This is a genomic window from Neobacillus sp. NPDC093127 (assembly GCF_044754175.1).
Taxonomy (GTDB): domain Bacteria; phylum Bacillota; class Bacilli; order Bacillales; family Cytobacillaceae; genus Neobacillus.
The window spans coordinates 108,006-134,281 of record NZ_JBIVOP010000005.1 but is presented as its reverse complement, the minus strand read 5'-3'; the positions used below and the strand labels follow the sequence as shown (position 1 = coordinate 134,281).

At 39.2% G+C, this 26,276-nt stretch carries 24 protein-coding genes and 1 pseudogene; 6 read left to right on the top strand and 19 right to left on the bottom strand.

Features of this window, described 5'->3' with window-relative positions; genetic code table 11:
• Positions 1-235 precede the first annotated feature (235 nt).
• The 11 genes and pseudogenes from ACIQCO_RS09170 to ACIQCO_RS09120 form a co-directional block, all read right to left on the bottom strand.
• Positions 236-868, bottom strand: a pseudogene (locus ACIQCO_RS09170) (phosphate propanoyltransferase); the annotation flags it as partial.
• 45 nt (positions 869-913) lie between these two features.
• Complete coding sequence (locus ACIQCO_RS09165; RefSeq protein WP_400427956.1) at positions 914-1,174, bottom strand: BMC domain-containing protein; 261 nt, start codon at positions 1,172-1,174, stop codon at positions 914-916.
• A 183-nt stretch (positions 1,175-1,357) separates the two neighbouring features.
• Positions 1,358-1,684, bottom strand: coding sequence for a hypothetical protein (locus ACIQCO_RS09160; RefSeq protein ID WP_400427649.1), 327 nt, complete (start codon positions 1,682-1,684; stop codon positions 1,358-1,360).
• Between the two features lie 42 nt (positions 1,685-1,726).
• Complete coding sequence (locus tag ACIQCO_RS09155; RefSeq protein ID WP_400427647.1) at positions 1,727-2,740, bottom strand: phosphotransferase enzyme family protein; 1,014 nt, start codon at positions 2,738-2,740, stop codon at positions 1,727-1,729.
• A 22-nt stretch (positions 2,741-2,762) separates the two neighbouring features.
• The gene (locus tag ACIQCO_RS09150) at positions 2,763-4,025 is read right to left on the bottom strand and encodes a class-III pyridoxal-phosphate-dependent aminotransferase (RefSeq protein ID WP_400427645.1); all 1,263 of its coding nucleotides are present in this window, start codon (positions 4,023-4,025) and stop codon (positions 2,763-2,765) included.
• 65 nt (positions 4,026-4,090) lie between these two features.
• Positions 4,091-4,870 (bottom strand): DeoR/GlpR family DNA-binding transcription regulator, encoded by a 780-nt coding sequence (locus ACIQCO_RS09145; protein WP_400427642.1) that lies wholly within the window; start codon positions 4,868-4,870, stop codon positions 4,091-4,093.
• 50 nt (positions 4,871-4,920) lie between these two features.
• The gene (fabG, locus tag ACIQCO_RS09140; protein ID WP_400427640.1) at positions 4,921-5,679 is read right to left on the bottom strand and encodes a 3-oxoacyl-ACP reductase FabG; all 759 of its coding nucleotides are present in this window, start codon (positions 5,677-5,679) and stop codon (positions 4,921-4,923) included.
• A gap of 283 nt (positions 5,680-5,962) precedes the next feature.
• Positions 5,963-6,514, bottom strand: a complete 552-nt coding sequence (locus ACIQCO_RS09135; RefSeq protein WP_400427637.1) for a GNAT family N-acetyltransferase — start codon at positions 6,512-6,514, stop codon at positions 5,963-5,965.
• Positions 6,515-6,853: 339 nt separating this feature from the next.
• The gene (locus tag ACIQCO_RS09130) at positions 6,854-8,239 is read right to left on the bottom strand and encodes an amino acid permease (protein WP_400427635.1); all 1,386 of its coding nucleotides are present in this window, start codon (positions 8,237-8,239) and stop codon (positions 6,854-6,856) included.
• 238 nt (positions 8,240-8,477) lie between these two features.
• A complete protein-coding gene (locus ACIQCO_RS09125) occupies positions 8,478-9,131 on the bottom strand; it encodes a vWA domain-containing protein (protein WP_400427631.1) in 654 nt (217 codons plus the stop codon).
• A gap of 77 nt (positions 9,132-9,208) precedes the next feature.
• Positions 9,209-10,201, bottom strand: a complete 993-nt coding sequence (locus tag ACIQCO_RS09120; protein WP_400427629.1) for a macro domain-containing protein — start codon at positions 10,199-10,201, stop codon at positions 9,209-9,211.
• A 129-nt stretch (positions 10,202-10,330) separates the two neighbouring features.
• Between ACIQCO_RS09120 and ACIQCO_RS09115 the strand changes: the two genes are divergently transcribed.
• Complete coding sequence (locus ACIQCO_RS09115) at positions 10,331-10,723, top strand: hypothetical protein (protein ID WP_400427627.1); 393 nt, start codon at positions 10,331-10,333, stop codon at positions 10,721-10,723.
• 173 nt (positions 10,724-10,896) lie between these two features.
• Positions 10,897-13,764 (top strand): D-alanyl-D-alanine carboxypeptidase/D-alanyl-D-alanine endopeptidase, encoded by a 2,868-nt coding sequence (gene dacB / locus ACIQCO_RS09110; protein WP_400427625.1) that lies wholly within the window; start codon positions 10,897-10,899, stop codon positions 13,762-13,764.
• 170 nt (positions 13,765-13,934) lie between these two features.
• Here the strand turns inward: dacB and lsrF are convergent, their stop codons facing one another.
• From lsrF to ACIQCO_RS09085, 5 genes are read right to left on the bottom strand one after another with little or no spacing between them, the layout of a single operon-like run.
• Positions 13,935-14,813: a 3-hydroxy-5-phosphonooxypentane-2,4-dione thiolase gene (lsrF, locus tag ACIQCO_RS09105; protein ID WP_400427623.1), complete on the bottom strand. Its 879-nt coding sequence runs from the start codon at positions 14,811-14,813 to the stop codon at positions 13,935-13,937.
• 53 nt (positions 14,814-14,866) lie between these two features.
• Complete coding sequence (lsrB, locus tag ACIQCO_RS09100) at positions 14,867-15,940, bottom strand: autoinducer 2 ABC transporter substrate-binding protein LsrB (RefSeq protein WP_400427621.1); 1,074 nt, start codon at positions 15,938-15,940, stop codon at positions 14,867-14,869.
• A 6-nt stretch (positions 15,941-15,946) separates the two neighbouring features.
• Positions 15,947-16,945 (bottom strand): ABC transporter permease, encoded by a 999-nt coding sequence (locus ACIQCO_RS09095; RefSeq protein WP_400427618.1) that lies wholly within the window; start codon positions 16,943-16,945, stop codon positions 15,947-15,949.
• A 6-nt stretch (positions 16,946-16,951) separates the two neighbouring features.
• A complete protein-coding gene (locus tag ACIQCO_RS09090; RefSeq protein ID WP_400427615.1) occupies positions 16,952-17,947 on the bottom strand; it encodes an ABC transporter permease in 996 nt (331 codons plus the stop codon).
• Positions 17,940-19,448: a sugar ABC transporter ATP-binding protein gene (locus ACIQCO_RS09085; protein WP_400427612.1), complete on the bottom strand. Its 1,509-nt coding sequence runs from the start codon at positions 19,446-19,448 to the stop codon at positions 17,940-17,942. Before ACIQCO_RS09085 ends, ACIQCO_RS09090 begins: the two co-directional genes overlap by 8 nt.
• Before the next feature lie 327 nt (positions 19,449-19,775).
• On the opposite strand from ACIQCO_RS09085, the gene ACIQCO_RS09080 reads away from it, so the two are divergent.
• Genes ACIQCO_RS09080 through ACIQCO_RS09070 form a run of 3 tightly spaced genes read left to right on the top strand, consistent with a single transcriptional unit; the run spans position 19,776 to position 22,687 of the window.
• The gene (locus tag ACIQCO_RS09080) at positions 19,776-20,696 is read left to right on the top strand and encodes a sugar-binding transcriptional regulator (RefSeq protein WP_400427610.1); all 921 of its coding nucleotides are present in this window, start codon (positions 19,776-19,778) and stop codon (positions 20,694-20,696) included.
• Between the two features lie 51 nt (positions 20,697-20,747).
• Positions 20,748-22,307: an autoinducer-2 kinase gene (gene lsrK / locus ACIQCO_RS09075; protein ID WP_400427607.1), complete on the top strand. Its 1,560-nt coding sequence runs from the start codon at positions 20,748-20,750 to the stop codon at positions 22,305-22,307.
• Between the two features lie 23 nt (positions 22,308-22,330).
• Entirely contained in the window at positions 22,331-22,687 is a 357-nt protein-coding gene (locus ACIQCO_RS09070; protein ID WP_400427604.1) for a cupin domain-containing protein, read from the top strand.
• Between the two features lie 197 nt (positions 22,688-22,884).
• Here the strand turns inward: ACIQCO_RS09070 and ACIQCO_RS09065 are convergent, their stop codons facing one another.
• The 3 genes from ACIQCO_RS09065 to ACIQCO_RS09055 form a co-directional block, all read right to left on the bottom strand.
• Complete coding sequence (locus ACIQCO_RS09065) at positions 22,885-23,013, bottom strand: hypothetical protein (protein WP_400427602.1); 129 nt, start codon at positions 23,011-23,013, stop codon at positions 22,885-22,887.
• Positions 23,014-23,282: 269 nt separating this feature from the next.
• Positions 23,283-24,086 carry an undecaprenyl-diphosphate phosphatase gene (gene bacA, locus ACIQCO_RS09060; RefSeq protein WP_400427601.1) on the bottom strand — a complete coding sequence of 268 codons (804 nt, stop codon included), beginning with the start codon at positions 24,084-24,086 and terminating at the stop codon, positions 23,283-23,285.
• A gap of 150 nt (positions 24,087-24,236) precedes the next feature.
• Entirely contained in the window at positions 24,237-24,890 is a 654-nt protein-coding gene (locus ACIQCO_RS09055) for a carboxymuconolactone decarboxylase family protein (protein ID WP_400427599.1), read from the bottom strand.
• A gap of 317 nt (positions 24,891-25,207) precedes the next feature.
• Here ACIQCO_RS09055 and ACIQCO_RS09050 point away from each other — a divergent pair, with 317 nt between their 5' ends.
• Positions 25,208-26,233 carry a phosphotransferase enzyme family protein gene (locus tag ACIQCO_RS09050; protein WP_400427596.1) on the top strand — a complete coding sequence of 342 codons (1,026 nt, stop codon included), beginning with the start codon at positions 25,208-25,210 and terminating at the stop codon, positions 26,231-26,233.
• The last annotated feature ends 43 nt before the right edge of the window (positions 26,234-26,276 follow it).

The window sequence follows — 26,276 nt, the reverse complement described above, 5'->3', positions numbered from 1 at the left end:
TTCCAATTTCATTCATTACGATCGAAATCCCTCTTTCTTTTGCCGCATCCCGTGCTAAAGGGGTGATAATCGTATTCGGCTTAATAGTAATAATGCTTTTCTTCCACCCATCAATAATGGCTTTCGTTAACAGTTTTTCATGAGAATCGACCACAAATATAGTTCCCAAAATTCCATTCATGTTAGGACCTGCCTTACCATCTCCTGTTTCGTTATAGAATCTACCTGTTTTAATTAATTTACCTTTAAGTCCACTTTTAATAAATCCGGCATTGGCTTCATCTGTATCAATATGCATTTCCAATACATAGTTATCTGAAATCCGAATCCGTACCTTTTCAAATCTTAATGGGCGCTTTGGATGATCAATTTCCACTTTTACATATTCTCCATCTTTCACATCAAACTAGCAGGCCTGCTCTGGCGGCACATGAATTTGTGCTTGAGCTATGATTAACCCCTCTTCAAGGTAAATACTTCCTTTTGGACCAACGATTGTAACCCATGAAGAACCTTGTAGGTTTCCTGACTCCCTTATCGGTGGATTCAATCCAAGCTTGATTACATCTGTTTGGCTTACTTCTACTTGCGTTACTCTTCTTAAGGGTCCGAGAACTCTAACCCTCTCAATGCTTCCCCTTGGTCCAGCGATGGTCACGACCTCGTTTGCCGCAAATTGGGCTGGCTGTAATAAATCCGACTTTTTCGTAATCCGGTAACCTTTTCCAAAAAGAATTTCTATATCCTGTTCCTTTAAATGACAATGCCTAGCTGACACGCCAATAGGTATAGTTGGTTTTCCATTTTGCCTTTCTTGCAGACGCCTTACTACTTCTTTTACAATTAGTTGTGAGTTTAGTTCTTTCATCATATGTGCCTCACTCATTCAACATTTATAAGTCCACTAGCGATATTATCCCTCAAATTTTGGTAATATAATTTGCAGTTCATTATGTGGGCGTGGGATGACATGAACAGATAAAATCTCGCCTACTCGCCCGGCCGCCTCACTTCCGGCTTCTGTTGCTGCTTTTACTGCACCCACATCTCCCGTTACAAGCACGGTCACAATCCCGCCGCCGACATGAACCTTCCCTATTAAATTGACATTTGCTGCCTTTACCATTGCATCCGCTGCTTCTAGAGAGGCCACCAATCCCCTTGTTTCAATCATGCCAAGTGCACCATTAATAGCCACGCTACATTCCTCCTAATTTGCAATTAGATACATTTTATCGATTCATATTTTAATGTTCCCGCCGTATGAACCACATCCAAGTGGGAACGATGCTGTTAATCCTGTCGTGGCTCCAGCAGCACTAATTGGGAACAACTCCTCTCTTTTAAACTCACCCTTTCATTCGTGATGCGGGAAAAACTTCACCCGACCCTGTCCCGGTTCTTTCGTGCTTATGGAAACTGAAAGGTCGTTCCAGGTTTTCAATTCTTCCAACGTTAGCGGAACTTCGTGCGGAGATATTTCATCTGCTTTATTGGAAAACCCCACTGTGGAGGTAATTTTATTCCATTTTTTCATCTCCTCTTTCGTAAGTGGGGGATATTCTACCCTTTCATCAACTGCGAAATATTGTTCCCTCCATTCGTTTAGAACAGAACGTTTCGACTGTTCCTCTATCCGAGAAAGTACTAATCTTGTAATCTTTTCAACTAAATCGGAATCCATTTTTTCTCACCACCTGTAAAAAACTTCATCTAATGGGCATCCTTATATTTTTCCATTCTGCAGATATCTTTTTGCTATATTGTCAGTGTCTTCAGTAAATCCGTTTCCTAACTCCCTGGTTGTTTCATTATCACGGCTGCCTACCCAAGCAATCAGCTGAAGTCTTCGCATCAGAATAAAAGTTGGAATCTCTTGTTCTTCTTCTTCTGAAAGGGGGCGAACCCTGCGATACCCTTTTAACCAAGAGGCAATTAAGGCTGGGATATATCGTTTATGTTCGATAAAGCTTAGAGAAGTAGCAAAATCATAGAGATACCAGCCAAATCCACAATCATCAAAGTCGATGACCTTAATTTGTTCACTCTCTACTAACAGGTTGGCAAGACGTAAATCGGAATGGATTAAGCCATAACGATTAGGGGCTTTTCCAAATCGATTCAGTCTATCTCTAATTTTCTTTGAAACCTCTGTGAATAATTCCACTCGTTCCTGAGTGATCGCTAATCCATCCTGCCATCTTCCCCACTTTGGAGCAGTGCCTAGAATGGTATCATAATCCCAGGTGAGTCTGCGGATTTTCCTAAGACTTTTCCAATTATTGATGCTATGTTCATGTAATTGCGCAGTTATTTCGCCAAGCTTGAAAAATTGTCTGATTAGTTCACTTTCGTTCTCTTCATTTGGCGCATCCCCTTCTAAAAATGTGAAAAGTGTACAGTAATATGTCTCGTTTTGATGTTGGACTACTTGAATATATTCGCTGTTTCCTCCTAAAATGGGCAAGGAAATCTGAATAGACGAGTGCTTATGGATTGACTTCAACCACTCAAGCTCGCTCTCCACTTCCATTTTTGTATGATATCCCGGGCGGCCGACACGTAAAATATATTTTTCACCCGTACCCGAATCAGTAACAAGATAGGTTGCATTTTCAGAGTAATTTAATAATTGAATCGTAGATTGAGATAAAAATGGATAGAAAGGAAGAGCGATAGTTGCAATTTCATTAAATTTATTCAAGGATTCTTGTAATGGGTCAACGGAGGGGTTGCTCATTTTCTTTTCTCCCTTCAATTGGTTAACTATAGCTATAGACCATTTTTGCTGCTTGAGTAATACTAAGTTCACATTTTGTCAGTAACTCATCACAATATTCTTGATCGCAAAGCAAACCAGGTTTAAATTGAAGGACTTTATTATCGAGCATGGAATAAATGGCCCAAACGCCATTTTTAAAAAGCTGCTGCATGACAAAGATAGCACCTTGCGGATGACTAAACTCCAGTCCCATTACAACGCCCAATTGGCGAATGCCAACAAAAAAGTCAGGGTTTTGCTTTTTAATTCTTTCAAGTCCTGTCCGTAAATAACGTGCCACAAAATCAACGTTCTGCTGTACCTCCTTACGCTGGGAGATTTCTAACACCTTCATAGCCACAATACAGCCTAATTCCGAACCACCAAATGTAGAGATATGGGCAAACCCATCTTCATTCATCCAATTCCCTGCCTTTTTGTTAACAACGGTAGCTGCTATCGGGTAAATTCCGCCACTAAAGCCTTTGGAGGTAACTAAAATATCTGGTTCCACCCCGTAGTGTTCAATCCCCCAAAGTTTTCCTGTCCGCATTAAGCCCGTTTGAACCTCATCCGCAATATATTGGGTACCAAATCTTTCACACAATCTTTTAACTGAAGGAAGATATCCTCTTTCAGGAAGCGGGAATCCGTAGGTTGCCGGAATCGTTTCGATCATGACACAGGCAACATCTTCATTCATTAATTCTCTCTCCATCGCATCTAAATCATTGAATGGAACATGAATAAACTCTGTCGGGTCCCCTTCACTCAAAAACATGCGTGAATACCGTTCATTTCCTAATGAAACAGCGAGTCCGGTATGGCCATGATACCCATTAATGATCGAGACGATTTTTTTCCGTTTCGTGGCATATCTTGCGCATTTTAAGGCAACATCTATTGCTTCACTTCCACCCGCAGATAGGATAGAGTAATGTAGACCATCAGGTGTGCATTGTGACAGTTTTTCAGCAAGCTTGGCACGGGTCATCGCCGGAAAATGATGATTGCCGATATCGAAATCATCTAACGCTTCCTTCAAAGCAGCGATAATTTCAGGATTACGATGCCCTAAATTATAGGTTCCGCCATTTAAATGAACATCCATTAATTTTTTGCCATTCATATCGTAAAAGTAATACCCTTCACGTTTCCCCATAACCAGGTCAATACCATCTTTTTGCCACTGGCTTGTTTTCCCTGGATTCCACCATTGAAGGGATTGATCTATGACTGTTTGTTTACTGCCAAATTCAACCATACTTTTCTCCTCACTTCTCTTACAGCATTTGGATAAGTTTGTTTCACATCTATCGATATTCGCTGCTAGTTCATTTCGTTTGCTATTAATAATTCGATTCCATTTTCAGCTATTATTTTTTTCCATTCGTTTGGACAACTATCATCCGTGATAATCTTAGTTGTATCTGTTAAAGAGCACATATTAGCAAAAGTAGTTTTTCCAAACTTGGTATGATCCGCCAAAATGATTACCTCTTCCGCACGTTCCATCATTTTTCGAGAGATACTAGATCCGCTGATATCATAATCAGTGATTCCATTAACCGTTGAAATTCCTCCTGCGCAAATAAAGGCTTTATTTGCCTGGAGCAGCTCTAGCATTCTTTCTGAAAGAGGACCACTCATGTATTTCTGATTTCTTTCAATTTCACCGCCAATAAAAACAATACGGCCTTTAAATGCATCCATAGCACCAAGCATGACCGGAACAGAATGAGTAATCAAAGTAACCTCATTTTTGTCCGCTAAGTATGGAATCATATCTAATGGAGTGGTTCCATTTCCAATCATAATAATGTCACCATCTTCGACAAGGCTTGCTGCTGCCTTACAAATTGCTTGTTTCTCTTTTTTATTAATCATTGTTTTTTCATCAAAAGGTAATTCCCAGTTATGATTCTTCGTTTTTACGGCTCCCCCATATACCTTTTTCAGAAAACCTTCCTTTTCAAGCCGATCTAAATCACGGCGAATCGTTTCATCTGAAACCTGAAGGATAGTAGCCAACAGCCGTACCTGAACTTTCTCTTCTTTTTCTAAAGATTCCATAATGGTTGTTTTGCGTTCTTCAAAGGATAAAGACATATATGCTGCCACCTGCTTAGCAAAGAATGGGAACCTTTTTTAGAGGTTAGTTAATTTTCCGGTAAAATTTGTCCGCCATCAACAATAATTGATTGACCCGTGATAAACCCTGCTTCCTTTGTGGCCAAGAAAAGGGCAGCATGACCGATATCTTCAACAGTGCCTAACTTTTTCATCGGAATAGCAGAAGCCATTTCTTTCAAATAATCGTCTCCTAAGCCTTCCAAGCCTTCTGTCAAAACATTTCCCGGTAACACTGCGTTCACAGTAATCTGTTCACCAGCCAACTCCAGTGCTGCTGTCCGCATAAAACCTAGTTGGGCAGCCTTACTTGCTGCATAGTGCGACCAGCCGGGGTAACCCGTAACGGGACCAGTAATCGATGAGGTTATTACAATTCGTCCATATTCCGCTTGCTTTAAGTAAGGGATACATGCCTGTACAGCATGGAAAGTACCTTTCGCGTTTGTATTCATCACTGTATCCCAGTTTTCATTTGTCATGTCCTCAAGGGATGCTGAAGGAAATATCCCAGCATTTGCACATAACACATCAATGCTGCCAAATTTTTCATTGACCTCTTTTGCCATCGCTTTCATCGAATCACGATCTTGAACATCCGCTGAAAAGGCAGCTACCTTTTCATTTTCACCATTCAATTGGGCTGCACAGGCCTCCGCAGCTTCTAGATTCCGTGCCACCACAGCTACATTCGCGCCATGATTTGCAAATACTCGAGCAATTCCTTTTCCTATCCCTTTACTGCCACCGGTAACGATTACAGTCTTACTCTTAAATGAACTAAACATATGAACAGCTCCTCACATATTAAATGGGCTTATTTTAAAAACAACAAAATACAAATAAAATTTGAATGAAGTTGTGGGATGTACTGTGAAATGTTGTGAATTTCAGTTGATAGTAATGTGTATGTTTGTTTAGGACTGAATATTCAGTGGGTTTAATGGATTATTATAGATAAATAGAAAACTGCCAGGAAAAATACATCCTGGCAATTTTTTATTCGGCAAATTTTAAAAAAGATTATCCAATACGAAAACGACCGCAATCACAATGATTGCGGTCGTTGATTTATTCACGAAATCGTGGATTTGCCTCCCATTCCTCACGCAAAAGACCCATTCTAATAGAATCATAGTATTCTCCACTGTAGTACCGGCATTTTCGAAGCCGGGCCTCCATTGTCATCCCTAGCTTTTCGCCAACCTTTATCATCCGCTCGTTCCCTGACCAAGTTGTATAGCCGACTCGAACTAAAGGCATCGTTTGGAATAAATGATTAATCCACAGTCGAAGAACTTTTGTACCATAACCACCGCTCCAATAGGTGGGAGTGTAAATCACGATTCCCATCTCGAGCCAGTTTGAAGGCTTATGCTCCCAATAATAGCCTACTGTACCCACAACCTCACCATTGACAACAATTGTCCAGCGATCCTCTCGGTTTATCCATTTTTCTTTTTGACCTATGTATTCATCAAAGGAAATTTGCTTATGTTCAAAATAGGGTGCGTCCCACTTTTTCCATTCAGGAGATTCCTCTTGATAAATAAGCTTCCAAAGTACTGGTAAATCTTCCTCTATTATTGGCCGTATTAATAAGTCATTATCTTGATAAAACACGAAATCGCCTCCAAGCATTACAAAATTCGAGATCAGTCTATTGTTATAATCAATTTTTTAACCAAATCATATTTTTCTTTATTTTAACATAGTCTTATAAGCTGCTTCGTAAAAAAGTCATCATCTCCACAGCAAATACAAAAGAGTTTTTGAATGGAAAGGAGGATTTCGAGTCTGGTTTTGCATGAGGTATACGGAAGCGACACAGAAAAAAAGGACAGAAAAGGGTGCACAAGGCTTCCTTCTACCCTTTTCTGTCCATTAACCTGAGAGTTTAAGTTCGAGTAAGAAACTTCCCCTTTGGCGTATAACTGTAACTGCGCTATCCAGAGTTGTCTCTCAATTAGCTATTTTTCCTTTATTCACCTGATCAATAAGATTCCCCTTCGGTTTCCGCATCTTATAAATCGCAATCAGCAAAATAAACCAAACGGGAGTTACGAATAAGGCAACACGGGTGTCTTCCGCAAGAGCAAGGACGACAAGAACGAACGCTAGGAAAGCAAGGATTAAGTAATTGGAAATTGGGTAAAACGGCAATTTAAATTTGTTCACTTTTGCTAGATCGGGTCTAGTTTTGCGGTATTTCAAATGGCTGATGACCGTAATTCCCCAAATAAATATGAAACATACTGTAGAAATACTTGTAATCAGCGTAAATACTCCTTCTGGCATAACATAGTTCAAAATAACAGCAATTAGAATGACGACAGTGGAAAAGAACAAGGCATTGGAAGGAACTTTACGGGCATTAAGTTTTGCAAATGGTACAGGTGCATTTTTATCTTTGGAAAGTGTGTATACCATCCGGCTAGTACTAAAGATGGCGCTGTTACATGCCGACGCTGCAGATGTAAGGACGACAAAATTGACGATACCAGCAGCTACTGCGATACCAACCGCCACGAAGACTTGGACGAACGGGCTTTTCATTGGGTTGATAGCACTCCACGGATAAATACTCATAATGACGATAAGGGCGCCAATATAGAAAATTATTATCCGTATAGGAATATTATTGATAGCTTTTGGGATAACTTTTTCAGGGTCTTCTGTTTCACCTGCAGTTAGTCCTACAAGTTCGATGCCAACAAACGCAAACACTACCATCTGGAATGAGAGGATAAAGCCATTTATGCCATTTGGGAACATGCCGCCATGGCTCCATAGATTCGTGAAACTGGATGAGCCTGAATTTGTTGAAAGGCCTTTAATAATCATGAAAATGCCGATAACAATTAGTGCTAGAATCGCAATGACTTTAATTAATGCGAACCAGAATTCCATTTCGCCAAAAAGTTTTACAGTTGCAAGGTTCATGAATAGCAAAATAACAAGGGCGATTAGTCCTGGTAACCACTGTGGTACATCAGGAAGCCAATACTGAGTATAGAGACCAACAGCTGTTAAGTCGGCCATTGCGATTGAAATCCAGCAAAACCAGTAGGTCCAGCCGGTGATAAAAGCTGCCATATTACCTAAATAGTCTCTTACAAAGTCAACAAAAGAATGATATTTCAAATTGGACAAAAGCAGTTCTCCAAGTGTACGCATGATTAAAAAGCAAATTACCCCTGTTATCAAATAAGCAAATAAAATGGATGGTCCTGCTAAATGAATAGATTTTCCTGCTCCAAGAAATAATCCCGTTCCGATTGCCCCGCCAATAGCGATTAGTTGTACGTGCCTGTTTTTTAGACCTCTCGACAATTTTTGTTCCTGCATATGATTTTCCTCTCCCTACTTTCTTAGATTTCGTAATCTTTTGATAGGTTTAAATAATTCAATAATAAAGGAAAATCAAATAATTGCAACTAATTTTCGATAGTTGGGGGGACGAGGGAACAGGTCCTAGCCAAAGAAAATCTAATTTAAACAAAGGAATGGAGGGACACTACCTGTCCCCCAGTCCCTACTAAACTTCTAAGCCTGATCTCTTAAAAAGATCGAAAAATTTTGTATCTTAGTGATTTCTCGAACGCTGATTGTAATCCCTTTCAATTCCTTCTTTCCAGTTTCGATCAATCCTTTTGCCGCTTCTAAGGTTTATCACAACTTCATTTACCGCTTCATAATTTAATTGCGTTCCAACATGATCAGCATGGTATTCAACTGCGAAGTCCTCATTGATTCCAAAGCGTGCAGCGGTTGTGACGGCATCGATATTGGCTCCAAGGAAGAGGAATTCCCATCCAAATTTCTCTTTTTGATGCTGAACCATTTTTTTGATTTTGCCAGTTGTGAATTCACGGCTGGCATTTTCCTCGCCATCAGTTGTAATCACAAATAGGACCTTTTCTGCACGTTCATCCTCAATTGTTCTCTTTTGTACATTCACCATTTTTTGAATGGTAAAACCAATCGCATCTAATAACGCAGTGGCGCCCCCTACTTCATAATCCTTTTCAGTAATAGGAGATATGCCCTTTACATTGATGCGGTCGTGTAATACTTCATAATCGTGATCAAATAATACAGTCGTAACAATGGCTTCTCCTTCAGCCTTTTGTTGTTTCCTCAGCATCGCATTATAGCCGCCAATTGTATCTGCCTCAAGGCCTGCCATGGAGCCGCTGTTATCTAAAATAAACACTAATTCAGTTAAATTCTTCTTCATAATTGTCATCCTCCATTAATTGATAAACTCAGGATAACAATTATTCGGTTAGAAGTGGTCGCTTGGAAAGCGACATTTTAAGCACCGAGCAGTGACTGGTCAAAAGCAAATAAGGCTTCATTGATTTCATGAATATTATAGTTTGCTTGCCCGATAAAGAAATCAATAATGACATCAAATTTCCTGCTGCGTGACATGGTATAGCCGGCTGCAGCTAGCAGCTCATTTGTTTCCTCTAAAGTTAATTTTAATGCAATCGCAAAAGCGACAGCGGTTTTTTTATGTGGAGTATAATCTGCTTCATTCCGGATTCTAGAGAATAAGCGCCGGTCAATATTCGCCCTCTTATACGTCTCAACATCGGTCATTCCTTTTTCATCAATGAAACGAAGGAGCCGCTCAGAAAAAGATTCGTCCAGCTGGTCCAATAGGTTTACTAGAGAATACTCTGCCTCTTCATGATGAAGAATTTCGCAATCCTGTATTTGCTCCATGATAAATCGTTCTTCTCTATTGCGATTATAAATGGTTTCTACTTCCCCAACATAATGATCATCAATATATTGATGAATGGAGGTAAATAGCTTTTTACTTATCCCAAAAGATTTTTTATCAAAAACAACTAGGTAAACGAGCATCTCATGAGTTAATAAAAATGAACCGATGGCGGCAATCGCAATTTGTAATGCTTCCTCTTTCGGATAGCCATAGATGCCAGTCGAAATCAATGGAAAAGCGATAGATTCGCATTGATGGTTTTTTGCAAGTTTCAAAGAGCTATAATAAGATGCCTTTAACAAAGCGGCTTCTTGATTTGAACCGCCTTGCCAAATAGGACCTGGTGTATGAATAATATATTTTGCTTTCAAATTAAATCCATCCGTTATAACGGCTTCTCCAACCTTACACTCACCCATTTGATTGCATGCTTTTTGCAACTCACTTGCACCTGCCGCTTGAAATATTGCTCCGCATACACCGCCGCCCATTTTCAGTGCTGTATTCGCTGCATTCACAATCGCATCTACATTCATCTTCGTAATATCATGACGAACTATTTCTAATGGCATAATTTCTTTCCTTCCCCACAATACATTTACCTTTATTTTACTTTAATTTTTTAGCAAACACCAAATACAAACTACTTAGGATATTAAACTTTAATGGAAGTAACGGATTACATTTAAGGGGGATTTTTTATGAAGTTAGGGGTTTTTACCGTTTTGTTTTCAGATAAGAAGCTGGAGGATATGTTAGGTTTTGATGCTGCAAAAGGAATTGAAGCAGTCGAACTGGGGACTGGCGGATATCCTGGTGATGCCCATTGTATAGTGGATGAATTATTAGCGGATGAAACAATGCAAAGAGAATTTTTGGAGAAAATCGGCAGCAGAGGACTGACGACTAGTGCATTAAGCTGCTATTCGAATCCGCTTCATCCCAAAAACAAATTTCAGAGGAAGCCGATGCCATGTTCAATAAAAAGGTTCTACTGGCAGGTAAACTTGGTGTTGCCGTCGTCAATACGTTACAGACACGGATTTGTCAGAAGGGGAGTTTACCTTCCATTCTTAAGAATCCACATCAAATAATTCTTATTCCTCATTTAATTACCTTTAATCTCCTTTTTATAAACAATAAGACTACTAATCTTCTAATGCTTATTTACTGTTATCGTAATTATAGTAGGAATTTACAATTAGTTGTCGAAATATTTAATCTTTAACACACAACTATTTTTTTTTTGAAAGAAAGGAGAGACTGTATGAAACGATGGAAAGCAAAGTGGGGAGCGGTACTGTTAACATTCATGCTCATGATTTCTTTAGTTCCGCAAATCCAGGCACAAACTACTCAGGAGGAGGAACTGAGTCAGCTTTTACAGGCCTATGTTCAGCAGCTGAGCGCAAATCCAAATAGCGAAGGGATGTCTGTGGGGTATGAAGTCTATTCGCTTGATGACGATAAGACACTCGCCTCATATCATTCGGATAAAACATTTGTTCCTGCCTCTGTCTTTAAGCTCCTTGTAACTGCGGCAGCCGTAAGCAAATGGTCAAAAGATATGACAATCCCGACAAAAGTTTTTATGACAGGAAATCTGAGTAATGCCGGTGTACTTAATGGAGATATCATTCTTAAAGGCTTTGGGGATCCGACACTGACAGTTGAAAAATTAGACACCTTGGCAAAAAATTTGGCAGCTCTGGGGATTCATAAAGTGAATGGCAACGTTATCGTGGACGAAAGTTATTTTGATGATCAGCGTTTAGGCGAAGAGTGGATGTGGGATGACGAGAATTACAGCTATAATACACAAATGAGCGCCCTATCCGTAAGAGAAAATACAGTGGATATTACCGTTCATCCAGGAAAGGAAAATGGTGAAAGCCCAACAATAACCATTGATCCGGCACCTGACTATGTGACAGTTGTCAACAATGCAAAAACGGTTGAAGGAAACAAAGTTTCGTTAACAATTGACCGAACACTTGGAAAAAATGAAATCGCCGTAAACGGAACAATTGGGAAAAACTATTCTGCTAACGGGTATACCCTTACACGCACGATACATGACCCGGCGCCTTTTACAGGTACCTTATTTCGTGACTTACTTGTAAAACAAGGGATTACTTTTAATAATAAATCCGCTGTAATAAAAGGCACTGTGAATGATGATGCCCGTTTAGCTGCAGCCGTCGAATCACCAAAATTAGATGATATTTTAACAGAAATGGTGAAAGAAAGCGATAATTTTTACGCAGAGATGCTCACCAAACTGCTTGGTGCCAAAGAGTCCGGCGTAGGATCTACAGCTGCAGGAGCCGAAGTGATTCATCATTTTCTGGTAAATAATTTGGGTCTGGAGGATGGTTTTATCCAAAGAGATGGCTCTGGTCTAACACGTTTGGACCACATCTCCCCTCATGCCTATATTCAATTACTAAACAGCATGTATAATGGACCGGAACGAGACCGATTTATTTCTTTTCTGCCGATTGCCGGTAAAGATGGTACGTTGAAAAACCGACTTAAGGGCACTGCAGCTGAAGGGAATGTGAAGGCCAAGACAGGCAGTATGAGCGGAGTAAACTCGCTTGCCGGTTATGTTACGGCGAAAAACGGACAAACCTTTTCGTTTTCGATTTTACTCAATGGTATTTATAAAAGTTCTTACGCAACAAATTTACAGAACCAAATTGCCATTGCTTTAGCGCAATATCCGAATTTGCCCAAGCCGCCTGCAGGCACACCTGAATCGCCAAGTTTTCCTTTGGCTAAAGAATTTGATCCAATATTAGATGATCCGGCCTTTAAAGGAATTATTAAAGGAGCAGTGATCTATTCCACAAAGAAACAGGAAGTGCTATACGCCCGCAGTCCGCAATCGCTTCTAACGCCTGGGGCTAGTGTAAAATTATTAACAACCGCAAGTGCCCTTGATAACCTTGGACAAAATTACCAGTTTAAAACAGAACTTTATACCACAGGCACCATCAGAAATGGGATATTAAACGGGGATATCATTGTCAAAGGCTATGGGGATCCTACATTAGCAACTGACAGTAACCGGCAAGTATTAGGAGGCCCAACGATGGAAGGAATCGCACAAGACCTCAAGAATGCCGGTATACATCTCGTGAAAGGAAACATTATCGTGGATAGTCAATTCTTCACGGAGGATGTCTATGCACCAGGATGGACATGGGACCATGAAAGTGAGCAATTCCAGCCGCAAATTACGGCACTTTCCGTCAATCACGGCACGGTCCGGCTCCAGTATGAGCCAGGAAAGACCGGCAAGACCATCAACGTAACGATGGAGCCAAGAGTGGATGAGATTAAAATTGTCAATACTGCCATTACCGGAGAGGCAAAAAGCAAAAATACGCTGGCAATCAAAAGAGTACGCGGAGATAATACGATTGAAATTTCGGGAACGCTCCCTGCCGGAACGGAAAAAGGCTTTAAAGATGTTTCTATCGATGCCCCTCATTTATATACGGGTTATGTTTTAAAAAATATGTTAAAAGAAGCTGGGGTAAACGTAAGTCCCCATAGTCAAGTGGTAAGCGCGGCCAAACCAGCAGATGCCAACCTGGTGAATAGCTATGAATCACCTCCACTAGCTGAAATCGTTACTTATATGAATCACCATAACGACAATTTCACTGCAGAAATGATCATTCGGTCACTGGGCGCATTGATCAATGGCAAGGGAACCTTTGATGATGGAATCGATACGGTTTATACCATGATGAATAGAGTGATTTCTACTCCATTTGACATGATGGATGGATCAGGACTAACAAAATACACGCAAATTTCGGCAGCACAAGTTGCCAGTTTATTAACAGCGGAAACACAAAAACCGACTTTCCCGATATTCTATGACTCTCTTGCGAACGCAGGTGAAGACGGCAGCTTAAAAACCGGATTAGACAACATCTCTAGTCCGCAGCTAACGGGGATTTTGGAAAATCGCGAAGACATGCCCGGACTCTCTGGATATATTAAAACAAAAGACGGCGACTTATTAGCCTTCTCACTATTACTTAACGGCTACAGCCAAACCGAAAGCAAGCAGCTCGTTAAAAACTTTGCCCAGAAACTAGTTGACATAACACAATAAAACATGATTACAAGGAGAACTATATTGACCCCTATTGGATGAAACAATTACCATTGTTCTTCAAACTTCGTGATTTATATATTCTGTATTTCATAAAAGATTTCACAGAAAAATGGGTTCAGTCCCCGGTGCGTTAAAGCTTTTTTTCACCGGGGGATTGAACCCAAAAATTAGTTTGTGAGATGTTGGAAAAGCTCAAAAGCCTCCTTATCAGTAAACCCTTCATGAACAACCTTGCCAACGGCTTGGATCATCTCTTCAGGGTAATGGGATTGGAAAATATTCCTTCCCATATCCACACCAGCTGCTCCACCTTGAATCGAGTTATAGGCTAGGGTAAGGGCATCTTTTTCTGGAATTTTCTTACCGCCGGCAACAACTAATGGGACTGGGCAAGCAGAAGCAACTTTTTCAAAATCCTCACAGTAATAGGTTTTAACAATTTGAACGCCAAATTCAGCCAGCATTCTTGTGGCTAACAAGAAGAATTGATTGGTCCGTTCCATTTTTTTACCTACTGCTACTACACCCATTGTTGGAATGGAGTATCTTGATCCAAAGTTAACAGCTCGGTTTAACTCTTCAATTGTTTCTTTTTGACCGTCAGCCCCAATAAATGTTTGAATCGCAATGGCACTCGCATTCATCTTTATAGCATCTTCAATGTCAACCACCATGGATTCATGGCTTAGGTCATCTTGGAGGACACTCGATCCAGATGAAGCTCTTAATGCAATCGCCTTATTATAAGTCGGCGGGACACTGCTTCGAATCGCCCCTCTAGTCCCCATTAAACAATCCGCATAATTTGCCAATCTAGGAATAAGCAAATCTAATCTTTCTAATCCTGAAGTAGGACCCATGAAATAACCATGATCAAACGCTAACATGACTGTTTTACCAGAGTCAGGGTTAAAGATTCTGGATAAACGATCCTTCATCCCCCAATCATAATTGTTCGCACCTTTAACATGGTAATTCCCATTGTTCGCGAAAGGAACACTCTCAGAAAAATCTTTTGCATTTTTGTTACCAATACTATCTGCCATCTCTCGCTCTCCTTCATTCCAAAATTAATAACCACGATGTAAACGATACACTCTTAAAAATCGTAGTCCTTCGTATTGTCTTTCGTAAATACAATCCGTTCTGGTAAAACGATAATTCCTGAATCATCTGCTGTATAATCGTAGCCTTGAATGGTATTCGGTTCTACTTTAACGGAACCCATATCGGGAACTTCGATAGAGTCGCCAACTTTCAGATTATTGCCTTTAGCTAACCAATACGCGACGTATACGGCAAGGGCGCCTTGATCTTTTACATCCCATAAACCATGATTGTTAATGGTTCCGTTTTCAATAAATTGTCTCATTGAATTTGGTGAAGCAAATCCTGTAATAATAACATCAGCTGCCTTTAACCCTTTATTTTCGGCTGCTTGTGCCATTGCCGGAAGAGCTGTTGAGTCTGGGCAAATAACAGCATCAATATCAGGATAAGTATCTAAAATACTTCCACCTACTTGTAATGATTTTTGTTCATTGGCATCACCAAATTGAGTCGTGACAACTTCCCATTTAGGATATTTTTCTTTAATATATTTGTTTGCATAATTAACCCATGAGTTTTGGTCTGGAACGGTTGGGCTTGAGTAGAACCAAGCAATTTTTTTAGCATCATCGGGTTTATCCATTTGTTCTGCGGCCATATCAACAAGCATTTTTCCTAGGATTTCAGGTGTTCCTTGGTTGATATAAACAGAACGATATTTAGGATCAACATCCGAATCCCATGTGACAACTTTAACACCTGCAGCTAATGCCTTTTTCAGTGCCTGATTCAAACCGTCGGAAGAGACAGACGAGATGGCAATCGCATCAGCACCGCTATTTACCGCACTATTAATGATTTGTACTTGATTGGCAACTGTACCTTCTGGAGCACCATCGTATTTTACTTTAAAGCCAACTTTCTTGGCCATTTCCTGCGCGCCATTATTACCAGATTCAAAGAAGGCATTCCCAGTCATTTTTGGTATGAAAACAACCTGAATATCCTTCGCATCTTTCTTTTTGCCGTCTACAGAAGCGCCTTTATCTGCACCGCATGCAGCGATAAATAATGTTGCTATTGCCACAAGAATCAATATTTTAATAGATTTTAATCTTCCCATTGTACGTTAACCTCCAATATTTTGTTTTTGTGGTAAGATTCTTTTCATATTAAATCTGAACTCTGGATTTATTCCCAAGAATGCGACAGACACGATAAGAAGGACACCCGTAGCTAATCCGATATACTGGGTCGAAACTCCAGCCATTTGCAAACCAACCTGCATAAATCCCAAAATAATGCTGGCTAACGCTGTCCCTACAACACCCCCTTTACCTCCTGTAATGAAAGTCCCTCCCAAGACAACAACAGTCAGAATCGGCATAAGATACTCAGCACCATAATCAGATCTTGCACTGCCTAAATAGGACGTTAATACGACCCCTGCAATACCAGCACTTAACCCTGACAAGACATATGTACTAACAATAATTTTTTTCGTATTGATGCCAGAGTACTCAGCTGTGTTTTGATTAATTCCTGTCAAGTATATATATCTGCCATACCTAGTGCGGTGCAGAAGGATATAGGCGATTACAAACATAATAATAAAAAGAAGCACAGCATGAGGGATTCCCATGACCTCCCCATTGGCAATTTGCCCAAATCCTTCAGAAAATCCGGAAATCCCTTCATAGGTACTTACACCAGACAACCCCACCAGCACAATGGCAATCCCACGATATAACAGCATGCCGCCAAGGGTCATAACCATGGCTTGAACTCTTCCATAAGCAATAAGGACTCCATTGAGAAAGCCGCATAATCCACCAATTAAAATGGCACAAATGATGGCAATCCAGATATTTATACCAGCCACTTGTGATAAGAGACCCGTTACAACAGAGGTTAACCCGATAATTGAAACTCCAGAAATATCGATTCCTCCTGTAATAACAACCAATGTGACAAAAAAGCCAATAATCGCAAGCGCAATAAAATCATTAAAACTATTTAACAAGATCGTGACATTCCAGAATCTCGGATTTATCATCCCAAACATAATAATTTCAGCAACGATTAAGATGAATAAAGTAAGGTTCCACTTCGGGATTTTCGTTAACATGTCATTCTAAGCCTCCTTTTGTAGAACTCTTGCATTTAATCTTACTTTCTTTGCCTTTTTATTAGCATGAAACGCAAGCTGGGCATCGATAACTACAATGATGATTAAGAGAGACCCCGAAATTGTATCATTCCAAAATGCTGGTACTTTCATAAAAACAAGGGCAGAATTGATCGACGTTAATATGATGGCACCTAATGCCGCCCCAATAACCGTTCCAATCCCGCCTATCAATGACACCCCCCCAAGAACGCAGGCAGCGATGACAGTCAACTCAATTCCTGCTCCGGCATTTGTGGAGACAAAGCCAATTTGGCTAACAAAGATTAAACCTGCTAAAGAAGCACAGATACCAGAAATGACAAATGAATAGGCAATATATCTTTTCACTGGAATGCCTAATGAGATGGCTCCGTCTATATTGTCACCAATAGCGGTGTAATATCTTCCCTTGCTACTCTTTGATAGGTACACCTGAACGAATATGACCCCAACAATGATGGTGACTGATAATAAATTGATTCCGAAGATGTCTATTTTTGAAAGTTCTTTAACGTTTACAGGAATATTTTCTACCCATTTCCCGTCCGTATAAATAACTTGAACTACTCTCGTAATCGAGAGTAAGGCTAAAGTCATAATAAACGAAGAAATTTTTAATTTTATCACTCCAAAACCATTAATGAGTCCAATGAATGCTCCTATTAAGAGAGCAGCAATTACAGCTAGAAAAATATTCCCCCCATCTCTTAAAATGGTTCCGCAAACGGCGGCGCTTAAGCCCAGCGTTCCGCCTACTGAAATATCTAAATTCCCAGTCAACAAGACAAAGGTCATCCCGACAGCAAGAACAATATAAAGCAAGCTGCTTTTCAGGGACTTATCGATATTTTGTAAAGATAAATAGTCAGTGTTTATGAAACCCACCACCACAAAAAGAAGGATTAAAAATAGTAAGGTTCTAAGTTCCCTTTGTTTGATTATGGTTGAAATCCTAGCCATGCCCCTTATCACTTCCTTCAAATGTTCCAAAAGCTGCTTTCATCACATTGACTGCATTAATTTCGTCTAAGTTTAGGCAAGCATTGCAGGTTCCCTGATAGACAGCATAGATGCGGTCGCTGATTCTTTCGATTTCCTCCAGGTCAGAGGAAATGAGCAGAATAGAAAATCCTTGGTTTTTTAGTTCCGTGATGATGGAATAGATGTCTCCCCTGGCTGCGGCATCAATTCCCCTTGTTGGTTCATCCATGATAATCAATTTAGGGTTCATGGAAAGGGCCCTTGCAATAACAGCCTTCTGTTGATTCCCGCCTGATAGTGATTTGATTTCATCCTCCTGGGAACTCACCTTAATCCTTAAGCGATCAATATACTGATTGGCCACCTGTTCTTCTACCTTTTTCTTTGTAAAAATACCGTGCCGTTTAATCAGTTGTGCTGTGATATTATTTCTTACAGAACTTATTGAAAAAATACCATTCAAAAATCGATCTTCAGGTATATATGCCAGCCCGCTGTCCACTGTTTCATTGATGGACAACTTTGTAATGTCTTTTCCATCAAGATAGACTTTTCCGCTCTGGATGGGAGTGATTCCGTAAATCGCTTCAGCAATCTCTGTTCTGCCAGCACCGACAAGCCCAGCAAGACCCACAACTTCCCCCTTATAAACTTCAAAACTAATATTCTTAAATCCATCGCCAACTAGGTTTTCCACTTTAAGGATCGCTTCTTCTCCCTCGTGATTGGACCTTCGTCTTTCAAACTTATCTTCGTAATGATGTTCGTTGCCTGCCGGAAGCAGGCCTTGAATCAGCATTTCTTTCGTAAACTCTTCTATTCTGCCTTTAAGCGCTACTTTTCCGTCCCTTAGTATGACTGCATGCGTGGAAATCTGAAAGACTTCATCAAGTCGGTGGGTAATATAGAAGACCCCAACGCCGGAATTCTTTAACTGCTCAATCACTTTGAATAAAGACTCCGTTTCTGAAAATGTTAATGTAGAGGTTGGTTCATCCAGAATTAACACTTTTGATTTTCTTAACAGTCCTTTAATAATCTCAAGCTGTTGTTGTTCAGCAATACTTAATGTAGCAGCGAACCGATTCAAATCAATATTCCAGCCTAATTCTTTAATGAGCTTTACAGACTCTTCCCTCACTTCATTTTTATCCTTACCAAATCCAATCGTTAGGTTTTGTTCAACCGTCATATTGGGAAATAACAGCGGCTCCTGCGGCACTAAATAAATGCCTCTTTCATGTGCTGCAAAAGGGTTCAAATGATCCGCCTTTTCACCATTAATCTCAATAACACCTGCGTCTGGTTTGTAGATCCCTGTGAGGATTTTCATTAAGGTGCTCTTCCCTGAACCATTACCGCCGATAATCGATATAACTTCTGACTCATTAAGGTCTAGTGAAATCCCTTCCAAAACTGTGTTTCGGTTAAAGGACTTCCGGATCTTTTCCATTTTCACTAAGTTCTTTGGCGCTCCCATAATACCCCCCTCCCTAGGCACCACAAATGCAACCGCTTACTTTTTTATCATTCTATTACTGATTCATACTTTTTATTAACAAACAAACATTTTATTAGCTAGTAAACGATATATATTTTTAATGATCATAAATGTAAAAATATCCCACAATGTCTTACTACATATTCCCTCGTAGATTATATGAACTAGGCATAATTTTCATTACAGTCTTATTACAATGTATAAGGGTGACTTTCTGTTCCTTTTGATTTTCAGCTAGACTAACCCAACACAATTGTTTTAACATAAAATTTTTGTTTTAAAAATAAACTGTAGAGAGTGAAGAGCATGACATATGAAAATAGCCTAATCATAAAAATCGCGTGGAAGTATTACATTGAAGGAATGACTCAAAATGAAATTGCAGGGTCTTTAAATCTATCGAGAATGAAAGTGATTAAATACCTAGATATCGCGAGAGCCAATAACATTATCCAATTTAAAATTAATCTGGATCAATTTGTTGACATCGATTTGCAAAATAAAATCAAGCAGCACTATCATTTACAAGATATTTATATTGTTCCTGCCTCTAACGAAAATCCGTTAGATTGTCTGACAAAAGCCGCCGCCCACTATATTGAAGACAGAATTACCAGCGACACCATGATAAATGTTGGGTATGGGCAAGCCGTTTCAAGAACCTTGGGACATTTAACTATCTCTACAAAGTATAAAGTCACATTCGTCTCTTTATCCGGCGGGGTAAAATTCTACATTCCAACGGCTATCGAATCGGCATCCGATTATTACACAAATCCCAATTACAACCATTACATTATGCCGGCCCCCTTATTAGCATCTACAGAACATCTCGCTAAACAGTTGATTCATGAAAAACCAATCATGAAAATCTTTGAAATGATTCCTTACTCTACGATCACGATCATTGGTATTGGAGCAGTAAATGAACGGGCCACCATAGTGAAGGAAGGATATTTAAACAAGAGTGAAATGGAAATCTTTAAATCAATGGGGGCAGCGGGAGATTTATTAAGCCAATTTTATGATAGAAATGGCAATGTCTTAGATCTTCAATTGCATAAACAACTGGTCAGTACCGATATCCATTTATTAAAATCCCTTAACCATGTTGTTGCCGTGGCTGGAGGGTTAGAAAAAAGAGAGGCCATTATCGGCGCATTAAAAGGGGGCTATATCGATGTATTAATTACCGATGAAGTCGTTGCAAAAAGTCTAATTGAATGAAATGGTCCTGATCATTAATCCCTAATCATGATCGAAAGGAAGATTGATAGCATGGAAAAGTATTTAATGGCGATTGATGCCGGAACTGGCAGTGTCAGAGTCATTTTGTTTGACACATTTGGCAATGAACTCTTTGTTACCCAATCAGAATGGACCCATCATCAAGATAAAAGGTATCCAGGTTCCATGGACTTTGATATAAATAAAAACATTGTGATTATCTGCAATCTCATTAAAGAAATCCTATCAAAGAGCAAGGTTAATCCAGAAACCATTGTATCCATTTCAACCACCAGTATGCGTGAAGCCATTGTCCTATACGATGAAAACGGGAAGGAGCTATGGGCTTGTGCCAACGTGGATTCAAGATCAAACGATGAAGTCGCGAACCTTTATAACATAAGCAATACAATCGAAGCAGATATTCATCATGTTTCAGGACAGACCTTTTCATTAGGAGCTATTCCTAGAATCCTTTGGGTGAAAAATAATATCCCCGAAACATACAACAAAGTAAAATATGTGACGATGCTGAACGACTGGATTACATATCGCCTAACAGATGTGATTTCGGTGGAACCATCTAATGGTTGTACGACTGGTCTTTTCGATATTAAGAAAAGAGTTTGGGATTCAAGTATTCCAGAGAAGGTAAATCTTAGGAATGATATTTTTCCAATTGTAAATGAAAGCGGATCCATTATTGGCCATGTTACCGAAGAGTTTGCTTCACTTACTGGATTAAGCACGCAAACTTTAGTTGTTGCAGGGGGCGGTGATGCTCAACTTGGCTGCATTGGTATGGGGGTTATCAATGAAGGAGATGCGGCTGTTTTAGGCGGGAGTTTTTGGCAATATGAATATACAACGAACCAGGTAGAAATCAATGATGATTGTAAAGTAAGAGTGAATTGCCATGCACTCCCAAATACTTGGCAATATGAAGCTATCGCCTTCTTTCCTGGATTAATCATGAGATGGTTCAGAGATACCTTTTGTGAGCTAGAAGCCTTCCTTCAAAAAGAAAGTGGAGAAAGCATTTATGCCCAAATGGAGAAAAGAGCCCAAAGTGTACCAGCTGGCTGCAATGGGATGGTCTGCACTTTTTCCGATAAAATGAATTACTTTTCATGGAAACATGCAGCACCAAGTTTCATAGATTTTAAATTTGATAGTTCATTTAATAAAGCAACCTTTTATCGAGCCATTATGGAAAATGCCGCTTTTGTCACAAAGGGGAATATTGAAGTTGTTTCCAACATTACAAACACGTCGCCGGAATTGATTGTGTTTGGAGGAGGGGCATCAAAAAGTGACTTATGGTGCCAAATTGTCGCTGACGTTCTTAATAAGCAGGTAAAAATTCCAGTTATAAAGGAATCGACAGCCCTTGGTGCTGCTATTTGTGCAGGTGTAGGAGCTGGTGTTTATCGAAGTTTTAATGAAGCCATCAATCAAGTGGTGAAATTTGAAAAAACCTTCGAACCAAACGAATCGAATCGCTTCATTTATGAGGAGTTATATAAAAAGTGGGAAGCCATTTACAAAGTCCAATTAGATCTAGCCGATCAAGGAGTTACAGACCATATGTGGATCGCCCCAGGCTTATAAAGTATACAGAGGAGGCAGACAAAATGACAGTTTTGAACGAGAATGAGCGAGAATACCGATTTGGTGATAGTGGTCCTAAATATCTTTTGAAAGGACCTAGAATGAACTTTGGTGTCGTTAAGTTACAACCAGGACAAGATTTTACAGCCCATTATCATAACATGATGGAAGAAAACTTCTTTATTTTAGAGGGCGACCTAGAAATTCATATTGACAATGAGATTTTCCAATGTAAACAAGGAGATTTTGTTCACGTTGAACCAAAAAAAGTCCACTATTTAATTAATAAGGGCGATACAGTCTTTAAAGCAGCTTTTATGCTAGCCCCTTATCAGGAAAAAGATAAGGTTGAAGTAGATTACAGGCCATATGGTAATTAACCTACTTTGTGATAAATTTTGTAAATAAACAATCGGCTGTCTAGATTGCCTCAAGGGCTTTTAAAAAAAAGTGCCTGACCCCTATTGAAGTAACCCTTTACCCCACTGGAGGTCAGGCACCCTGATTCCCATATAGCACTCTAATCAAATTTTTCATCAATAGAACAAAATGGGACAGGTATAAAGTCCCATTTTGTTTACTTATTGTGACTTTTTAAGGCTCTTAACGCTTTTTGTTCAAGTCCATTTTCACTCGCAAATTCAATATCTGCTTTTGGGAGCGCATTATTATTCTTCATATATTGGGTATTTTTCTTTTTAGCCATTTTTTCACCACCTATGTAGTTTTATGTAGTTTAATACAGTTTTTCCTTCAAGGATGTCAACTAACACTATAATGAAATCAGTAAAGTTTTTTTTGTTATCGGCACCACAATTTTAGTTTGCTTTCTTTTTTGGATTCTATGCTTTTTTGATTTTCTTCATTAACTTAGTGCTTCGCTAGTCGAAAAAAAAAAGCGCCAGGATCCATCCAATTTTTTGGATAGTGCCTGACACTTTTTTGGTGTGTTATTTTTGATTAACTTCATTTTTATCAAAGGATAATAAACGCAAATACGATAGCAAGAATAATCCGGTAATAAGCAAATGTTGAAAGTCTTACTTTATCCAACAATTTTAAGAAGCCGATACATGCAAACAATGCCACAACAAAGGCGGTTACAAATCCGATCACAAATGTTGTAATGTCTCCCGAAGTGATGGCATCCATATTTTTAATTACATCTAAACCTGTTGCCCCCACCATGATGGGCAATGCCAGAATAAAGGAAAATTCCGCCGCCGTTTTTTGGCTTGCCCCCACTAATAATCCTCCGGATATGGTGGAACCAGCTCTTGAAAATCCTGGCCAGACAGATAAGCACTGAAACAAACCAATATATAAGGCTTGCTTATAAGACAATTGGTCAAGGGTGTTGGCCGTAACTGTTGTGTTCTTTTTGTCCGCATAAATCAATAAAAAAGCGCCGACTACTAAAGCTACCAAAACGACTGTGGTAGAGAACAGAACATTTTTTATAAAATCGTGCAATACGAAGCCAACAATACCTGCTGGTAGAATTCCTAAAAATACATGAAGGAGATTAAGTCTCTGTCTATTGTTTTTCTTTATATTTAGACTCTTAAAATCTAATAGTGAAAAAAACCTTTTCCAATATAACACGACAATGGCTAGTATGGAACCTAATTGAATGACCACTTCAAATGTTTTCGCCCGATCCCCTTCAAATCCTAATAAATGACCAGTTAAAATAAGATGGCCTGTTGATGAAATTGGGAGATATTCTGTTAACCCTTCTACGATTCCCATTATAAATGCAATTATATGCTCGCTCATCAAATTTTTCCTCCTAATTAAATAGCTACCTTTTAATAATACCTATTAATAATCATAAAACAATATTAATTTTTAGTAAATTTTTCTCTGGCATTAAAAAAGACCCCAACTACTGCTGGGGCCTTGCCAATAAAAAGTATAAAATCAACCTCATTCCTGGTAACTTTGAATCATATTTGCCAAATGTGCATATGCACCACCTGCACGAAGCGCAGCAGTGACCATGATAGCTTCAGCAAGTTCCTCACTCGTTGCCTCAAGTCGCTCTGCATTTTTCGAATGTACATCAATGCAATATGGACATTGAGTAGCATTGGCAACAGCTACGGCAATGATTTCTTTAAACTTGGCGCTCAATTTCCCTTCTTTCGTTGCAGCGGCACTGAATGCTTGATAACCTTTAAAACCATCCGGGGCAAATTTCCCCAATAGGCCAAGATTTTTCAAATTAGAACGAGCATAAAGCACATCTGATGCTCCTTGGCTTTTTGCGTTATGTACATGTGTACTATGAGTAACTGCTCCGCCAGCTTCAACAGCAGCCGTAACAAATACAGCTTCGGCTAACTCTTCTAATGTTGCCCCTGCTCTTTTCGCCCCTTTGGTATGCGCATCAATACAATATGGACATTCCGTTACATGTGCAATCGCAACAGCAATGATTTCCTTTTCTTTTTTTGATAAGGCACCCTCTTTAAAAACAGACGCATCAAAGTCATTAAAGGCTTTTAATTGTTCTGGCGCCAGATCCTTTATTCGAGCAAAATGTTGTACATTTTCTTTTGGATAAAAGCTTGTTGACATGTTCAAACCACCTTTCCCATTTAATTTAATTTACCCATTTTGCCTTTCGGTAAACCGTATTTTCCTAAACAGCGCCGCTGCGACCGGGTTATCTTGGCGAGGCAGCTTCTCCAGTTTTCCTTTTTTGATTTGATGGTAAAAAAACGAAAATCCAAAACCGATAAAAATGGAAAATCCATCAAGAATCAAGGGTGGATTATTTTGTTTGTTTAAAGAAGGGTTTACATTTATTTTCCCAAACCAAATAAGGAGTGTTGACGATACTTCTTTATTTTTATAGAATTTTCTTACAATAGTTAAGAGATGGGGGCTGTACCTTGGAAGAATCGGTGTCAAGATTATTAACGGAAGAGCTTATTCAAAAGGCTTTATCATTATTTGCGGCAACAGAACAAGAACCAAAAAAGCTTGGAGATTTCGAAAATTATGCATTTGAGGTCTATCGAAATGGCATCCCTTTTGTCTTACGTTTAACTCACAGCTCCCATCGATCAAAGAATCAAATTGAATCGGAGTTGGATTGGCTAAATTTTTTATCTAATCAAAAGGTAAATGTGTGCCGTGCACTTCCTTCTATTAATGGAAATTATGTGGAAGAACTAGTTTCAGAAGACACATTCTTTTTTGCCTGCCTGTTTAAAAAGGCAAATGGCAAAAATGTACGAACAGAAGATTTTAATGATACTTTGTTTTACCAATGGGGAAAGTTAGTTGGGGAAATGAATCATGCTACAAAAAACTATCAAAAACCAGTTCATATCACCAAACGACCTGAATGGGACGAAGAAGATTTAAATTTAATTGAAAAATTTGTTCAAAGTGATGATAAAGAGGTAATCGAAAAAGGAAAAGCATTACTTCAACAAATTCAGGAACTTGAAAAAAACCCAGACTCTTACGGATTAATCCATTCTGATGTTCATTCAGGTAATTTCTTTGTAGAAAATGGCAAAATTGAGGTATTTGATTTTGATGATTGCTCCTATCATTGGTTTGCAAGCGATATTGCGATTCCGATTTATTATGCCGTTTGGTTTAAAATGGCCTTTGATAGTAAGGAAGAACGATCTGAATTTGCCCAAAACTTTGCTAGGCAATTTTTAAAAGGATACTACGAGGAGAACTATCTTGATCCCTATTGGATTAAACAATTACCATTATTCTTCAAACTTCGTGATCTAACGTTATATTCAGTCTTCCATAAAAAAGAAGACTTATCAAAGGCTAGTGAGCGTTTACTAAAATTAGTAAGTGATATTAAAAACCGAATTCTTTTGGATGAAGCGATTGCCGATTTAGATTTTGAATTGATAATAAAAGAAATTGAAAAAGTAAAAAAATAGATAATCGATGAGAAGATTTACTGAGAGAAGAGGAAATGAAAAT

What these genes read in the sequence shown, in the direction of transcription:
- ACIQCO_RS09165 (WP_400427956.1), bottom strand. Translation starts at nt 1,174, where the DNA reads ATGATTGAAACAAGGGGATTGGTGGCCTCTCTAGAAGCAGCGGATGCA.
- ACIQCO_RS09120 (WP_400427629.1), bottom strand. Translation starts at nt 10,201, where the DNA reads ATGCCATTAGAAATAGTTCGTCATGATATTACGAAGATGAATGTAGAT.
- ACIQCO_RS09080 (WP_400427610.1), top strand. Translation starts at nt 19,776, where the DNA reads ATGACATATGAAAATAGCCTAATCATAAAAATCGCGTGGAAGTATTAC.
- ACIQCO_RS09125 (WP_400427631.1), bottom strand. Translation starts at nt 9,131, where the DNA reads ATGAAGAAGAATTTAACTGAATTAGTGTTTATTTTAGATAACAGCGGC.
- lsrF (WP_400427623.1), bottom strand. Translation starts at nt 14,813, where the DNA reads ATGGCAGATAGTATTGGTAACAAAAATGCAAAAGATTTTTCTGAGAGT.
- ACIQCO_RS09065 (WP_400427602.1), bottom strand. Translation starts at nt 23,013, where the DNA reads ATGGCTAAAAAGAAAAATACCCAATATATGAAGAATAATAATGCGCTC.
- fabG (WP_400427640.1), bottom strand. Translation starts at nt 5,679, where the DNA reads ATGTTTAGTTCATTTAAGAGTAAGACTGTAATCGTTACCGGTGGCAGT.
- bacA (WP_400427601.1), bottom strand. Translation starts at nt 24,086, where the DNA reads ATGAGCGAGCATATAATTGCATTTATAATGGGAATCGTAGAAGGGTTA.
- ACIQCO_RS09145 (WP_400427642.1), bottom strand. Translation starts at nt 4,870, where the DNA reads ATGTCTTTATCCTTTGAAGAACGCAAAACAACCATTATGGAATCTTTA.
- ACIQCO_RS09070 (WP_400427604.1), top strand. Translation starts at nt 22,331, where the DNA reads ATGACAGTTTTGAACGAGAATGAGCGAGAATACCGATTTGGTGATAGT.
- ACIQCO_RS09155 (WP_400427647.1), bottom strand. Translation starts at nt 2,740, where the DNA reads ATGAGCAACCCCTCCGTTGACCCATTACAAGAATCCTTGAATAAATTT.
- ACIQCO_RS09160 (WP_400427649.1), bottom strand. Translation starts at nt 1,684, where the DNA reads ATGGATTCCGATTTAGTTGAAAAGATTACAAGATTAGTACTTTCTCGG.
- ACIQCO_RS09150 (WP_400427645.1), bottom strand. Translation starts at nt 4,025, where the DNA reads ATGGTTGAATTTGGCAGTAAACAAACAGTCATAGATCAATCCCTTCAA.
- dacB (WP_400427625.1), top strand. Translation starts at nt 10,897, where the DNA reads ATGAAACGATGGAAAGCAAAGTGGGGAGCGGTACTGTTAACATTCATG.
- ACIQCO_RS09115 (WP_400427627.1), top strand. Translation starts at nt 10,331, where the DNA reads ATGAAGTTAGGGGTTTTTACCGTTTTGTTTTCAGATAAGAAGCTGGAG.
- ACIQCO_RS09055 (WP_400427599.1), bottom strand. Translation starts at nt 24,890, where the DNA reads ATGTCAACAAGCTTTTATCCAAAAGAAAATGTACAACATTTTGCTCGA.
- ACIQCO_RS09130 (WP_400427635.1), bottom strand. Translation starts at nt 8,239, where the DNA reads ATGCAGGAACAAAAATTGTCGAGAGGTCTAAAAAACAGGCACGTACAA.
- lsrK (WP_400427607.1), top strand. Translation starts at nt 20,748, where the DNA reads ATGGAAAAGTATTTAATGGCGATTGATGCCGGAACTGGCAGTGTCAGA.
- ACIQCO_RS09090 (WP_400427615.1), bottom strand. Translation starts at nt 17,947, where the DNA reads ATGGCTAGGATTTCAACCATAATCAAACAAAGGGAACTTAGAACCTTA.
- ACIQCO_RS09095 (WP_400427618.1), bottom strand. Translation starts at nt 16,945, where the DNA reads ATGTTAACGAAAATCCCGAAGTGGAACCTTACTTTATTCATCTTAATC.
- ACIQCO_RS09085 (WP_400427612.1), bottom strand. Translation starts at nt 19,448, where the DNA reads ATGGGAGCGCCAAAGAACTTAGTGAAAATGGAAAAGATCCGGAAGTCC.
- lsrB (WP_400427621.1), bottom strand. Translation starts at nt 15,940, where the DNA reads ATGGGAAGATTAAAATCTATTAAAATATTGATTCTTGTGGCAATAGCA.